Here is a 13,444-nt window from a genome sequence, read left to right as displayed (position 1 = left end):
CGGGCTGTCAGGCCGCGAGCATGAGGGCTTCGAGGTGGGAGGTGCGGGTGCCGCCGAGTGGGGTGCGGGTAAGCCATCGGTCGAGGCGGATGATGTTGATCGCGGTGGCGGCGAAGACGTGGCCGAGCCGGGTTGCGGGCAGATTGCGGTAGCGGGTGCGGCGGATCCCGGTGACGCGCACGGCCTGGGAGATTGTGCCCTCGACGCCGGCCCGGACCTTGTAGCGGTCCTTCCACTCGTCGGTGTCCTGGGTTCGGCGGGCCTCTTCGAGGGCCTCGTATCGCTCGCGGGGCAGGAAGGTCAGGCCTCTGCCCCGGCGGCCGGTCGGGGGTTTGGTGCACTGTTTCTGTTTCGGGCAGGGCCTGCAGTGCTCGGCGGAGAAGAACACCTTGATCACCGGGGTGTTGTTGCGGTGGTGTTTCTGCTCCCACCACTCGAAACTGCGTTGCCCGCCTGGGCAGTTGGCACTCTGGGTGTCCCAGTCGATGCTGAAATCACCGCGGGAGAATCCCTGGTTCTGCCGGGACTGAAGACTGCTGTCGTGCGGGGCAGGACCCAGTAGTTCCATGCCGCGCTCACGTGTGGACACGAACAGGGCAGCAGTGGTGTAGCCGGCGTCGACGACGTGCACCTCGGGCAGCAACTCCCGGTCCGCGAGTGCCTGTTGGACCGGTTCGGTCATCTCGGTGTCGGCCACGACCGCGTCGGTGGTGGCCACCTGCGTGATGACATGAGGGGCGTCCGGCTCGCAGGTCTCGGTCAGATGCACCTTGTAGCCGGTCCAGCCCGAGCCGCGCTTGATGCCGTAGCGGGCATCAACGTCATAGGGCGAGCACAACCGGTGATGAACCGACGGGAGGTCCTTGCCCTCCCGCCAGCGCACCCCCTTCTCATCGCGGTGGTACTGCTGGATCCAGGAATGCCGCAGCACCTGCACCGCCTCGACCTCGCGCAGCCAGCCGGGGGCCTTGGCACCGTAGAGGGCCTGGAGCAGGAAGAATCCGTCCTCGCCCACCTGCCGGGCCCATTTCTCCCGGACCTCTTCACCCTTGGGGAAGCGGTAGTCGTCCACGCGCGGCCCATAGCGCTCGGCCCACTCGGCGGTGACCAGGCCGGACAGCCAGGCAGGGGCCGCGACCGCCAGAGCTTCCAGCGCTGCCCGCAGCGTCTCACCGACGAACTCCATCCGGTTCAGCGTCCGCACCGCCGCCAGGACATGCGTGGCATCGGTCCGCTGCCGCCCTCCCGCCTTCAGCAGACCCAGCGCCCGCAAGTGTTCCAGGACCAGTTCCAGCGTCTTCAGCTCCAGCCCGTGCCCAATCAGCCGGGCACGGAACGTACTCAGCACCGAGTGGTCAAACCCCGGGTCATCGAGCTCCAGGCCAAGCAAGAACTTCCAGTCCATACGGGCCCGCACCTGGTCAGCGGCCTGCCGATCGGTCAGTCCCTCCGCATACTGCAGCACCGACACCAGCGCCAACGCACCCGGCGAAATGGCAGGACGCCCCCGGGCCGGAAACGCTTCAGCGAACGCCTCGTCCTCAAACAGCGGGCCCAGCGCCTCCCGGATCCGCACCGCCATCGTCCCCTTGGGGAACGCGGCCCGCACCACCCGAGCCGTCAGCTCCGGCACTCCCACATCGGCCCGAGACTCCAACGACACTTCCGGCCCTCCCGCCCGCGACCACAACAATTCGGGAAGACCAACGACACAGCACTGCTCGAATCACGCCTTTCCCAGCAGAGTCCTTCAGCCCGGTGGTGAAGCGAATCTGATGGTGGCGACGCGGAGCGTCGCGGATTCCTGGTCGGCGGAGCCGGACGTCGCGTGTTCCCCACCTGTGGCGCGGAGCGCCGCGATGGCCGGTCCCGGCGGAGCCGGGTGATGCTCACACAGGCCGGTTCTGTTGCTCGATGTACTGCCTGACCACGGAGAGAGGGGCGCCGCCGACGGTTCCGGCGAAGTAGGACCCGGACCAGAGCTTGTTGGCCCGCCAGTAGTGGCGTACCAGGTCGGGGAACTCCTGGCGCAGACGGCGGGAGGAGACACCCTTGAGGGAGTTGACCAGCTTGGTGACGGTGACCTTGGGCGGGAAGTTCACCAGGAGGTGGACGTGGTTGTTCTCGCCGTTGAACTCCACCAGTTCGCACTCGAAGTCCGCGCACACCGACCGCATGATCTCCTCCATGCGCGTCAGATGAGCATCCGTGAACACCTTGTGCCGGAACTTGGTCACGAAGACCAAGTGCACATGCATCACGAAAGTGCAGTGTCGGCCAGTTCTGATCTTCTGAATCTCGCCCATAACCCAAGTATGTATCGTGGCCGTCATGCAGCTTCGGTACAGCTTCCGCCTGTACCCGGACACCGCCCAGCGCACCGCGTTGGACCAGGCGTTCGGGTGTGCCCGCGTCGTGTTCAACGACGCGGTGCGCGCCCGTGAGGACGCCCGGAAGGCGGGCGCAGCGTTCCCGACGGCCGGTGAGCTGTCCAAGAAGCTGATCACCCGGGCCAAGCAGACCGTGGAGCGGTGCTGGCTGGGAGAGGTCTCCGTCGTGGTGCTCCAGCAGGCTCTGCGTGACGCCGAGGCGGCCTACCGCAACTTCTTCGCCTCCCTCAAGGGGGTCCGTAAGGGCACGCGGGTGGGTGCGCCGAGGTTCAAGTCCCGCAAGGACAACCGGCAGTCGATCCGGTTCACGGCCAATGCCCGCTGGTCGGTCACCGGTAGCGGGCGGCTGAACCTGCCGAAGATCGGTGCGGTGAAGGTTAAGTGGTCCCGGACCCTGCCCACTGCCCCCTCCTCCGTCACCGTGATCAAAGACGCGGCCGGACGATACTTCGCGTCCTTCGTCATCGACACGGACCCGGCCGCCGACGCCACCGCGATGCCCGACAGTGACCAGATGGTGGGCATCGACCTGGGACTGACGCATTTCGCGGTCCTCTCGGACGGCCGCGTGATCGACTCCCCGCGGTTCCTGCGCCGCGCGGAGAAGAAGCTGAAGAAGGCCCAGCGGGACCTGTCCCGTAAGCAAAAGGGGTCGAAGAACCGGGAGGAAGCCCGCCTGAAGGTCGCCCGCGCCCACGCACAAGTGGCCGACACGCGCCGCGAGTTCCACCACCAGCTCTCCACGAAGCTGATCCGCGAGAACCAAGCGATCGGTGTGGAGGACCTGGCGGTCAAGGGACTGGCGCGCACCAGGCTGGCCAAGAGCGTGCATGACGCGGGCTGGGCACAGTTCGTGGCCATGCTGGAGTACAAGGCGGTCAGATACGGGCGCACCCTGGTGAAGATCGGCAGGTTCGAGCCGACCTCCCAGACCTGTTCGGCCTGCGGCGTCAAGGACGGCCCCAAACCTCTCCACATCAGGGAGTGGACCTGCCCCGCGTGCGGCACGGTCCATGACCGGGACCACAATGCCGCGAAGAACGTGAAAACGGCCGCCGGACTGGCGGTTACAGCCTGTCGAGCGCAGGTAAGACCAGGACTCGTCCTGGCACAGTACGACGAAGCAGGAAGCCACGGATTCTCCCTCGAACCCCGTGCCGCGTAGCGGCACAGCAACGGACGAGAAGGCCAGAATCCTCGGGCTTCAGCCCGAGGAGCAAGTCAAGGGGTGCGGCGGCCATGAACCTCGCTTCCCTGCAGTTCCAGGCCGAGATCCTGGGCCGCGTCACCCGAAGCCGTGTCGCCGTTGTGGTGTTTGGCGCGCTGGATCTGTTCGTAGACGTGGGCGCGCAGTTCGGCGAAGCGGGTGCTGGAGCGGGTGTGCAACTGGTCGCGCTCGTCGGGGAGATCGATGGTCAGGTCCTCCTGCACCACGGTCGGTGAGGTGGACAGGATGATGGTCCGCTGTCCGAGGTAGACGGCTTCGTCGATGTCGTGGGTGACGAACAGGACGGTGACGCCCAGTTCCTGCCACAACCGCCGGATGAGGTCCTCCAGTTCGGCGCGGGTCTGCGCGTCGACGGCGGCGAAGGGCTCGTCCATGAGCAGCACCTTCGGTTCGAAGGCGACGGCGCGGGCGATGGCGACGCGCTGCTGCATTCCGCCGGAGAGCTGCCAGGGGTAGGCCTGATGGGCGTCGGCGAGGCCGACGACCTCCAGGGCGTGGTCCACCAGCTCCTTCTCGCGGGCCTTGCCGAGCTTCTTGCGGCGCAAGGGCAGGGCGACGTTGTCGCGTACGTTCATCCAGGCGAACAGGGAGCGGCCGTACTCCTGGAAGACCACGGCCATGCCGGGCGGGGGCCCGGTGACCGGGTGGCCGTCCAGGGTTACCTCGCCGCCGGTCGGGGTGAGCAGTCCCGCCATGCACTTCAGCAGTGTGGTCTTGCCGCACCCGGACGGGCCGACCAGGCACACGAGTTCACCGGCACCGATGTGGAAAGTCAGGTTCCGCAGTGCTTCGACGTTGCGGTTGCGTCCGGTGTAGATCTTCTGCAGGTTGCGTACGTCGAGCATCGACGTCTCCTTGTCGGGGGTTGCGCCGGGCGCGGCGTCAGGGGTTGCGCTGCGCGCGGCGCAGGCCGTGGTACCAGGCCAGGGCCCGGTTCTCCGTGAAGCGGAAGAGCAGCGACAGGGCGAATCCGAGGAGGCCGAGCAGCAGGACGCCGCTCCACATCTCGGGGATGGCGAAGGAGCGCTGGAACTGGACGATGGTGAAGCCGAGGCCGTTGCTGGCGGCGAACATCTCGCTGATGACCATGAGGATGATCGCGATGGACAGGGCCTGGCGCATGCCGGTGACGATCTGCGGGCTGGCCGAGCGCAGCACCAGGTGCCGCAGGCGCGCGACGCCGGTGATGCCGTAGGAGCGGCAGGTGTCGCTGAGTACCTCGTCGACGGCGCGGACGCCTTCGACGGTGTTGAGCAGGATCGGCCACATACAGCCGCTGACGATGACGATCACCTTCATGGTGTCGCCGATGCCGGCGAACAGCATGATGACGGGCACGAGCACCGGGGGCGGGATGGCCCGGAAGAGTTCCAGGACCGGCTCCAGGACGTCCCGCACGACCCGGCTCACGCCGACCACCAGGCCGAGTCCGACACCGATGACGACGGCGAGGAGATAGCCGGCGACCAGCCGGGCCAGGCTGGGTACGACGTCTGACAGCAGCCGTTCGCCCGTCCACACTTTCCCGAACCTGCCCAGGATGGTGGACAGCGGGGGGACGTAGAAGTCGGTGCTGCCGGCGGTGGCGAACCACCACACGGCGAACAGGACCGTGGGCAGGCCCAGGACCAGTCCGGTCCGCCTGGCCAGTGTGAGGACGCTCGTCACTGTTCCTCCCTGCGCATCGATTGGTGCCAGTGCAGTGCCCGCCGCTCGACCGCCCGCGCCACCAGGTTGACCGCGACCCCGAGGAGTCCGGTGACCAGGACCAGGGCGTAGACCCGCGGTACGGCGCCGGAGGTCTGCGCGACCGCGAGCTGGTTGCCGAGGCCGGGCGAGCCGATGACGAGTTCGGCGGTGATCGCCAGGACCAGTGCCACCGTCGCGGCCAGCCGCACGCCGGTCATCACGTACGGCAGCGCGGTGGGCCATACGACGTACCGCACCCGCCCCCAACTGCCCATGTGATAGCTGCGGGCGGTGTCCTCGGCGACCGGGTCGACGTCCTGTGTGCCTGCCAGCACCTGGACGAGCACCTGCCAGAAGGAGGCGTACACCACCAGCAGCAGCTTCGACTCCAGGTCGGTGCCGTAGAGCAGCACCGCCACCGGGATCAGGGCGACCGACGGGATGGGGCGCAGGAACTCGATGGTGGAGGCGGTCACCGCGCGCAGGACCGGAACGGAGCCGATCACCACGCCGGCGACCACACCACCCACGACCGCGATGGCCAGGCCCAGGCTCCACCCGGTCAGGGTGTCACCGAGCGCCGTCCAGAACGCGTTCTCGGCGAGCAGGTGCCACAGCGCGCGGCCGGTCTCCGACGCGGGCGGAAGGTAGTCGGCCGAGACCGCACCGGTGCGGGGGAGTACCTCCAGGACCGCCACCAGACCTGCCAGGCCGGCGAGTCCGCGCAGTGCGGCGGTGGTGCCCGGGCCGCGCCGGGCGGGGGCCACGCCGGAACCGGTACCGGTCCCGGCGGGCTGCGTCTTCGTGGACGTGATGGCCGACGGGGTCACTGGAACAGCGCCTTCAAGTCGGGCTTCTTGTCGCTGAAGAGACCGTCCTTCTCGCCGAGCGCGGCCAGCTTCTCCAGGGAGGCCATGTCGTACTGCGCGGGCCAGGAGGGCAGCGTCAGGTTCTTCAGCACCGCGCTGTCGATCTTGGTGTACGTGGTGAGGATCTGGCGTGCCTCGTCCGGGTGCGCGGTGGCGTAGGTGAGCGACTCGGTCATCGCCGCGGTGAACTTCTTCACCAGGTCGGGGTTTTTCTTCGTCAGCTGGGTGGAGGCGAAGTAGGTCGCCACCGTGAGCTTGGGGTCGGTCTCGGCGAACGGCGACGCTACGACCCGGGCCCCCTGGGACTTGGCGATCGTCAGCGCGGGCTCGCCCATCCAGGCCGCGTCCACCTGGCCGCCGTCGAGGGCGGCCGGCATCTGGTCGAAGGCCATCTCCACGAACTTGACCTTCGAGGGGTCACCGCCGTCCTTGCGGACTGCCTCGCGCACGGTGGTGTCACCGATGTTCTGCAGGGTGTTCACCGCGACCGTCTTGCCGGCGAGATCCTTGGCGGACTTGACCGGGCTGTCCTTCTTGACGGCGACGCCGGTGACGTCGGCGCCGACCTTGCCGTTGGTGGCCGCTCCGTTGACCACCGACGTGACCGGAACTCCCTTGGTCTGGGCGATCATCAGCGACGTGGTGTTGCTGAACCCGAACTGGAACTGTCCGCTCACCACACCGGGGATGATCGCGGCGCCGCCCTGGGCGCTCACCATTTTCAGATCGATGCCGCGGCTGCTGAAGAAGCCCTTCTTCTGGCCCAGATAGAGCGGCGCGACATCGACGATCGGGATGATGCCGACCTTGACCTGTGTGGTTTTGCCGCCGCCCGAGGACGACGAACCACTCGTCCCAGCGGACGAGGACCCGCATCCGGCCGCACCGGCGACCGTGACCACTGCTATCGCAAGCCCGAGAATGCGCCGTCGCATAGGGCTCCTCCTGACGGAAGTGTGAATGAGAAAATGATTAATTTGCGCAGTTATGCGCCGAGTTGGGCGAGTTGCGCGAACGTTATGACGTTGTCGAACAAGTCGTCAATGGGAGAGTCGCGGAAGTTCCGTGCACGGTGCCTGGCTTCCGCCGGCGTGGGTTGTGGGGTGGGGCCGGGCCTACCGCGATGACTCCGTGTGGAGTGAGGTGGATCGCGGCGGGGCCGAAGCTGTGTATGTTGTGCAGCTTCTTGACGGCCGCAATCTACACGCCTAATTTCGCGGTGTCATGCCCCAGCACAGAGGGATCGCGAAGCCTGTCCCGGCTTCCCGGTCTCCGGCTGCGCCCCTCCCCCGGAGGAGACGGGACTCTCCTGTCGCCCCACGCGCAGTGCTGTTCCCGCCACCTTCACCGAGACAACGGAGTCCGCATCGTGAAGTCCCGCATCCGCAGACGTACGGTCGTCGCCCTGGCGGCACTACTGCTCGCCACACCCCTCGCCCCGTCCGCCCAGGCGGCCGAGACCGACGCCCACGTCGAAGGCACGTTGCCGTCCGGCGCGAGCTATGTGATGGACAAGCCGGAATCCTGGAACGGCACGGTCCTGCTGTTCAGCCACGGCTACACCCCGGCGGGCCTGCCCAATCCCGCGCGGAACGCCCCCGACGACGCCACCAAGTCCATTCTGCTGAAGGAGGGTTACGCGCTCATCGGCTCCTCGTACGCGAGCAACGGGTGGGCCGTGAGCGAGGCGGTCCCTGACCAGCTCGCCACGCTCGATGCCTTCACCTCGCGCTTCGGCAAGGCCCGGCAGACCATCGCCTGGGGCGCCTCCTACGGCGGGCTCGTGACCTCGATGATCGCCGAGCGCCACCCGGACCGCATCAGCGGATCACTGTCCCTGTGCGGTCTGCTCCAGGGCGGCGTGGCCAACTGGAACAGCACCCTCGACCCGGTCTTCGCGTTGAAGACACTGCTCGCCCCGGATGCGGACATCCGCCTGACCGGTCTGGGGAGCCAGGCGGCCGCCGCCGAGGCGGCCGGCACTCTGGCCGGGGCCGTCGGCGAGGCGCAGAACACGGCCTCGGGGCGGGCCCGTATCGCGCTGGCCGCCGCCCTGCACAACATCCCCGGCTGGAACGACACCTCCCAGACCAAACCGGAACCGGCTGACTGGGACGCCCAGCAAGCCAACCAGTTCCAGGCGGTCATGGGCCTGGTGCAGTTCCCTGCCTTCTCCTGGCGTCAGGAAGCCGAAAGCCGGGTCGGGGGCAACATGTCCTGGAACACCGGCGTCGACTACGCCGCGATGCTTCACAACTCCCCCCTCTACAAGGAGGTCAGCGAGCTCTATGCCAAGGCCGGTCTGTCCCTGACCAAGGACCTCACCACACTGAACGGCGCTCCCCGGATCGCCGCCGACACCCAGGCCGTCGACAAGATGGCCCTCACCAGCTCCTTCACCGGCCGGCTGGCCAAGCCGCAACTGACCGTTCACACCACGGGCGACGGCCTCATCCCGGTACAGGCGGAAAGCGCCTACAACCGTGCGGTCACCGCGGCAGGCGCCGCCCCCCTGCTGCGCCAGGCCTTCGTCGAGAACGCGGGCCACTGCACGTTCAGCAGCGCCGAAGGGGTCGCCGCCCTGCACACCCTGGAGACCCGTATCACCACCGGCCACTGGCAGGGCACCGGTCCAGCCGCCCTCAACGCCCGTGCCACGGAGGTCGATCCCTCCGAACCGGCGCGTTACGTGAGCTACCGCCCCGCACAGTACCCGCGCCCCTACGACCTGGCCCACCCCACCGACCGGTACCGCCCCTGACGCCACGGCCGCCCGCCGTGCCCACGGCGGGCGGCCATACCCTTGCCAAGGTGACGCTCTCCCAGGTGAACTCCCTCAACGTGGACGACAGGTACCGCGATGCCGCCCCGGACTCCCCGGTCGGCCCGCAGCTGCGCCCCCAGTCACTGCTGCTCGCCTTCTTCGGCAACCACGTCCTGGAAGAGGGCCCGCTGTGCGTGTACTCGGGCAGCATCATCGACGTCCTCGGACGGGTGGGAGTCGGGGAGCAGGCCGTCCGCTCCACCCTCACCCGTATGGTGGGCCGCGGCCTGCTGCAGCGCCGGCGGCAAGGACGGCGCATGTACTTCGGCCTGACCCCGCACGCGGCGCAGATCCTCCACGACGGCCGGAAACGTATCTGGCACACCAGCGCGGTCAACGACGACTGGGATGGGAACTGGACCCTGTTCGGTTTCTCGCTGCCCGAAGCCTGGCAGCGTCAGCGCCACGACCTGCGCTCACATCTCACCTGGTCCGGCTTCGGTTCCCTCTACAGCGGGCTGTGGATCGCGCCGGGTGATGTCGACGTCTCCGAGATCGTCGCCGAGCTCGGCATCGCAGACCACGTCAAGATCTTCCACGCGCGGGCCGACGCGGCAACCGACATCGACGTGATGATTCGCGACACCTGGGACCTTCAGACCATCGCCGCCCGCCACACCGCCTTCGAGAACCGATGGATCACCCACGTCGGCAATTCGTCCGGCGACCCGCTGGCCACCCACCTGCGCCTGGTCGCCGAGTGGCTGGACACCATCCGCACGGATCCCCGGCTGCCCGCCCGGCACCTGCCACCCGACTGGCCCGCCCGATCGGCGGAGGAGACCTTCCGGCGCATCGCGGCACAGGCGGGGGAGCCTGCCCGCCGGGTGGCCGCCGAGCTGCTGGAGACAGCGCCGCTGCAAACCTCCTGAGCGGTTCCCTGTCGTTGGGCTCCGTGTACCGGGCCCGCGGCGCAGGGTGGCGTCCCGCAGCCGGACCGTCGCAGGCAGTGAACCCACCACGTCCGCACGCCGGTTGAGCGGGCTCACGACCAGCGCCCCGGCTCGTACGCGCCGGGCCCCCGTCGGGCCGCCAACTCGGCCCGGAAGCGGGCGATCTCCTCCGATGTGAACACAGGTGGCTTATCCATGGGCCTCCTTCGGACCGGCCTGCTCGTCGACCGACCTCGACCTGCGACAGGCACGGTCGCGCACCGCGACGGGCTGATGGTGCGCGGCCTTCGCCTTGCCTCTCCCGGTTCTCGGTACTCCGGCGACTGGGCCGTCGGAGAGCGGGCATCGTTCACGCCGCGAGGGTCTCGGGGCGCTCTGTAAGATGGCGTTCCACGAGATGGCGTCCGACGAAAAAGCGTCCGACGAGATGGCCGCGCAGCATGTTCCGGCGCGGGCCAGGGTGACGGAAGACAGGTGACCCGCGCGGCAGAGCCGTACGGGTCACCTGGCGGGCGAGGGAATGCGATCAGGCCCAGGGGCTGACCGCCTTGAAGGAACTGTCGGCGCGGAACGTGGCGTTGTCCTGGAAGGGGTCGACGCGCAGCTCGTAGTTGAAGTGGCGGAGGTAGCGGCCGGGGTAGTTATACGACTCCAGGCCGACCGAGCCGGGGGCCGAACCCGGCCGGGCGCAGTAGGTGGCGTCCTTGTTGAAGAGCGCCGTGCCGTTGCTCGCGTCGAAGCGGATCCGGAAGTCCAGGTGGCGCAGGTAGCGACCGGACGCGTCACGGAACGAGTAACAGCTGCCGTCGGCCAGGCCGGGGACGACGGTGAAGGTGGCGCTCTGCTTGACCGCCGTGGTGCTGGAGGACGTCACCGAGTCGAGGTAGCCCAGGCTGTCCGACCGTACGACGGCGTAGCGGCCGGGGAAGTTGACCGACTGGAGCGAGCGGGTGGTGTTCGTGGGCAGGGTGGTGCCGCCGGAGACCGGGTCGATGCTGCTCAGGGTGGGGACGACCTTCTTGATCAGGCCCGCCGAGTCGAACTCCATCTTGTCGATGGTGGTTTCGCGGTGGGTGCCGTCACCGCCGGGGATGGCGAACCGGTGGTAGGCGATGTACCAGTCGTCGGTGCCCGGCACCTGGACGACCGAGTGGTGGCCGGGTCCCTTGATGCCGAGGGAGAGGTCCTTCTCCAGGATCACGCCGCGCTTGGTCCACGGGCCGGTGGGGGAGGAGCCGGTGGCGTAGGCGACGCGGTAGTTCTCGTCCCGGGTGTCGTTCTCCGACCACATGAGGTAGTAGGTGCCGTTGCGCTTGATGACGAAGGTGCCCTCGTTGTAGCCGCTGGGGGTGATGTCGGTGACCTTCGAGGAGTCGAAGGAGACCATGTCGTCGTTCAGCGGGACGACGTAGGCGTGACCATTGCCCCAGTAGAGGTACGACTGCCCGTCGTCGTCGGTGAAGACCGCCGGGTCGATCATCTGGCCGGTGTAGGCGCCACGGGCGACCAGCGGCTTGCCCAGGGGGTCCTTGAACGGGCCCGTGGGCGAGTCGGAGACCGCTACGCCGATGTTCGTGTCGGCGGAGTAGTAGAAGTAGTACTTCCCGTTCTTCGCGGTCGCCGTCGGGGCCCAGGCGCGGGCGTCGGCCCAGCTGATGTCGGGACCGAGGTCGAGGATGACGCCGTGGTCGGTCCAGTGGACCAGGTCCTTGGAGGAGTAGGCCTTGAACTGCGTGCCGCTCCAGCCCGCGAAGCCGTCGGTGGTCGGGTAGATGTAGTAGGTGTCGCCGAACCGCACGATGTTCGGGTCGGCGTTGAGCCCGGGCAGGACCGGGCTCTTCATGATGAGCGCCGAGACCGTCCAGGTGCGTTTCGCACCGTCGGAGCCGGTCACCTCGTACGTCACGGGCTTGGTGAAGTCGCGCGGGGTGCCGGAGGCCGGGCTGATGGACGCGCCCTGGGCGAGGGTGAACTGCGGGGCGAGCGCGGTGAGGTCTGTGCCCTCCTTCATCGGCAGCGTGATCCTGCTGCCCGCGTCGTCGACGATGGCGGCGATCTTCAGCGAGGGGTGGGTGGCCGTGGCGATGCCCGCGGTGTTCCCGCTGAGTTCGAGGACCTCGCCGGGTGCCAGCGCGCGGTTGTAGACCCGGAAGTCGCGCATCTTGCCCTTGAAGAGCTTGTCACCGCTGTAGAGCGACTTGCCTATGGAGTTGGCCGTGGTGATGCCGGACCCGATGGAGCCGGGGGTGAGGGTGACCGACGTGTTGCGGGCCACCTCCACGCCGTCCTGGTAGAGGACGCCCGTGGTGCCGGTCTGGGTATAGGTGACGTGCTTCCAGACCGAGCGCGGCAGCGCGGCGGAGGTCTGGGTGTTCTGTTCGGTGGAGAAGTTCCCGGAGGCGATGGCGGTCCGGAACGAGTTGCCGGTGGTGAACAGGTACCCGTTGCCGACGCCGTTGGCGGTGTTGCCGAAGCCGTAGAGGAAGTACGGCGTGGCCTGGGCGGCGTCGATCTGCACGTCCATCGAGACGGTGATCGAGTTCATGCCGCTCATGATGTTGTCCGGCACCTTGATGTAGGTGTCGGAGCCGTTGAAGGTGAGCCCTTCGGCACCCGACCAGCCCGCGGTGCCGTTGACGGTTCCGTTCCGGCCGTTGCCGGAGGCGTCCGCCGCCACGGTGCCCGAGGTGGCGTCGAGTTTGTACCAGAGGGCCAGGCCGTCGGTGATCTCCGCCGCCTGGGCGGGGGCCGCCGGGCCGACGACGCCCACCAGGAGCGAGGCGGCGGCCGCGGCGGCCAGAGCGGCGGGCCGGAATCTTCGGCGGCCCTGAGGTCTCACGCTGTGCATGGGTTCACATCCCCTGATGAAGAGAAGAAGACATGCCTGAGGAGGGGGCTGGAGACCTCGGCCGAGGCCCTGACGTTCCGCCCGTATGACATCGCGTTGCGTGAGTGTGAATTGGGGCATGAGTCAGCGTCAATAGTTTTCGAACAACGTCCGACAGGGCGAACCATTTCTTTCCGGCTCGGCGACTCGCAGCCGCTCGCGGACGCTTGGTACGTCCGACCGCCGGACAAACACGAGAGGTCTTCACCGTCGCCGGCATCCGCCGTCGGGGAGGATTCGTCCCTTCTGTGAATACTCTCGCCGTCACCGCACAGACCGGCGCGGTGCTCCGAGCGCCGGCGACTTCGTGGTAGCGGCCCGCAACCGCGCGAGAAAGTGAGGGCAACGGCGGCCTTCGCCGCCCGGCGGACTGCTTCCGCACGGCTGCCGCCGCGCGGCGCGGTGATGCACTGCTTCACCGAGTGGCGCGACGACGGCACCGACCAGACCATCGACGACCTGCGTGCGGGAGCAGCGGCTCGCAGTCAGCGCTTTGCGGTGTAGGTGATGTTCGTACGGCCCTGGTCGCAGCTGAGACGGTGTCCTACCGCATCCGCAGTAGAACACGGCCGTCAGCCTGCTGATGCGGTAGGTGAGAGCCTGCGCATGAGGGACGAGTCCAACCGGTGATCCTTGCGACACTGCCAGGCCCAGCAGTCGATTT

The 13,444-nt window shown here is 68.0% G+C and carries 11 protein-coding genes; 4 read left to right on the top strand and 7 right to left on the bottom strand.

Annotated elements, in window-relative coordinates; translation table 11 throughout:
* Positions 1–7: 7 nt before the first annotated feature.
* Positions 8–1,663 carry an IS1182 family transposase gene (locus tag ACFYO2_RS39140; RefSeq protein WP_388359311.1) on the bottom strand — a complete coding sequence of 552 codons (1,656 nt, stop codon included), beginning with the start codon at positions 1,661–1,663 and terminating at the stop codon, positions 8–10.
* Positions 1,664–1,889: 226 nt separating this feature from the next.
* Positions 1,890–2,306, bottom strand: a complete 417-nt coding sequence (tnpA, locus tag ACFYO2_RS39135; protein WP_388359308.1) for an IS200/IS605 family transposase — start codon at positions 2,304–2,306, stop codon at positions 1,890–1,892.
* Between the two features lie 25 nt (positions 2,307–2,331).
* On the opposite strand from tnpA, the gene ACFYO2_RS39130 reads away from it, so the two are divergent.
* Positions 2,332–3,555: an RNA-guided endonuclease InsQ/TnpB family protein gene (locus ACFYO2_RS39130; protein WP_388359305.1), complete on the top strand. Its 1,224-nt coding sequence runs from the start codon at positions 2,332–2,334 to the stop codon at positions 3,553–3,555.
* A gap of 56 nt (positions 3,556–3,611) precedes the next feature.
* On the opposite strand, the gene ACFYO2_RS39125 is transcribed toward ACFYO2_RS39130, so the two are convergent.
* The 4 genes from ACFYO2_RS39125 to ACFYO2_RS39110 are packed head-to-tail and all read right to left on the bottom strand — an operon-like array spanning position 3,612 to position 7,111.
* Positions 3,612–4,463 carry an ABC transporter ATP-binding protein gene (locus ACFYO2_RS39125; RefSeq protein WP_388359302.1) on the bottom strand — a complete coding sequence of 284 codons (852 nt, stop codon included), beginning with the start codon at positions 4,461–4,463 and terminating at the stop codon, positions 3,612–3,614.
* Positions 4,464–4,500: 37 nt separating this feature from the next.
* Positions 4,501–5,286, bottom strand: coding sequence for an ABC transporter permease (locus ACFYO2_RS39120; protein WP_388359300.1), 786 nt, complete (start codon positions 5,284–5,286; stop codon positions 4,501–4,503).
* On the bottom strand, positions 5,283–6,074 hold the full coding sequence (locus tag ACFYO2_RS39115; protein ID WP_388359428.1) for an ABC transporter permease: 792 nt from the start codon (positions 6,072–6,074) through the stop codon (positions 5,283–5,285). Before ACFYO2_RS39115 ends, ACFYO2_RS39120 begins: the two co-directional genes overlap by 4 nt.
* 59 nt (positions 6,075–6,133) lie before the next feature.
* Positions 6,134–7,111, bottom strand: coding sequence for an ABC transporter substrate-binding protein (locus ACFYO2_RS39110; protein ID WP_388359299.1), 978 nt, complete (start codon positions 7,109–7,111; stop codon positions 6,134–6,136).
* A 434-nt stretch (positions 7,112–7,545) separates the two neighbouring features.
* Between ACFYO2_RS39110 and ACFYO2_RS39105 the strand changes: the two genes are divergently transcribed.
* Positions 7,546–8,937, top strand: coding sequence for an alpha/beta hydrolase family protein (locus ACFYO2_RS39105; protein ID WP_388359298.1), 1,392 nt, complete (start codon positions 7,546–7,548; stop codon positions 8,935–8,937).
* Between the two features lie 80 nt (positions 8,938–9,017).
* Positions 9,018–9,872: a PaaX family transcriptional regulator C-terminal domain-containing protein gene (locus ACFYO2_RS39100; RefSeq protein ID WP_388359426.1), complete on the top strand. Its 855-nt coding sequence runs from the start codon at positions 9,018–9,020 to the stop codon at positions 9,870–9,872.
* 547 nt (positions 9,873–10,419) lie between these two features.
* Here ACFYO2_RS39100 and ACFYO2_RS39095 read toward each other — a convergent pair.
* Positions 10,420–12,732: a family 43 glycosylhydrolase gene (locus tag ACFYO2_RS39095; protein WP_388359423.1), complete on the bottom strand. Its 2,313-nt coding sequence runs from the start codon at positions 12,730–12,732 to the stop codon at positions 10,420–10,422.
* Between the two features lie 384 nt (positions 12,733–13,116).
* On the opposite strand from ACFYO2_RS39095, the gene ACFYO2_RS39090 reads away from it, so the two are divergent.
* Positions 13,117–13,284, top strand: coding sequence for a hypothetical protein (locus tag ACFYO2_RS39090; RefSeq protein WP_388359295.1), 168 nt, complete (start codon positions 13,117–13,119; stop codon positions 13,282–13,284).
* Positions 13,285–13,444: the final 160 nt, after the last annotated feature.

The sequence above is a fragment of the Streptomyces sp. NPDC006602 genome (genome assembly GCF_042870385.1).
Taxonomy (GTDB): domain Bacteria; phylum Actinomycetota; class Actinomycetes; order Streptomycetales; family Streptomycetaceae; genus Streptomyces.
Note: the sequence above shows the minus strand (reverse complement) of the source record. Positions and strands in the feature narration are given on the sequence as shown.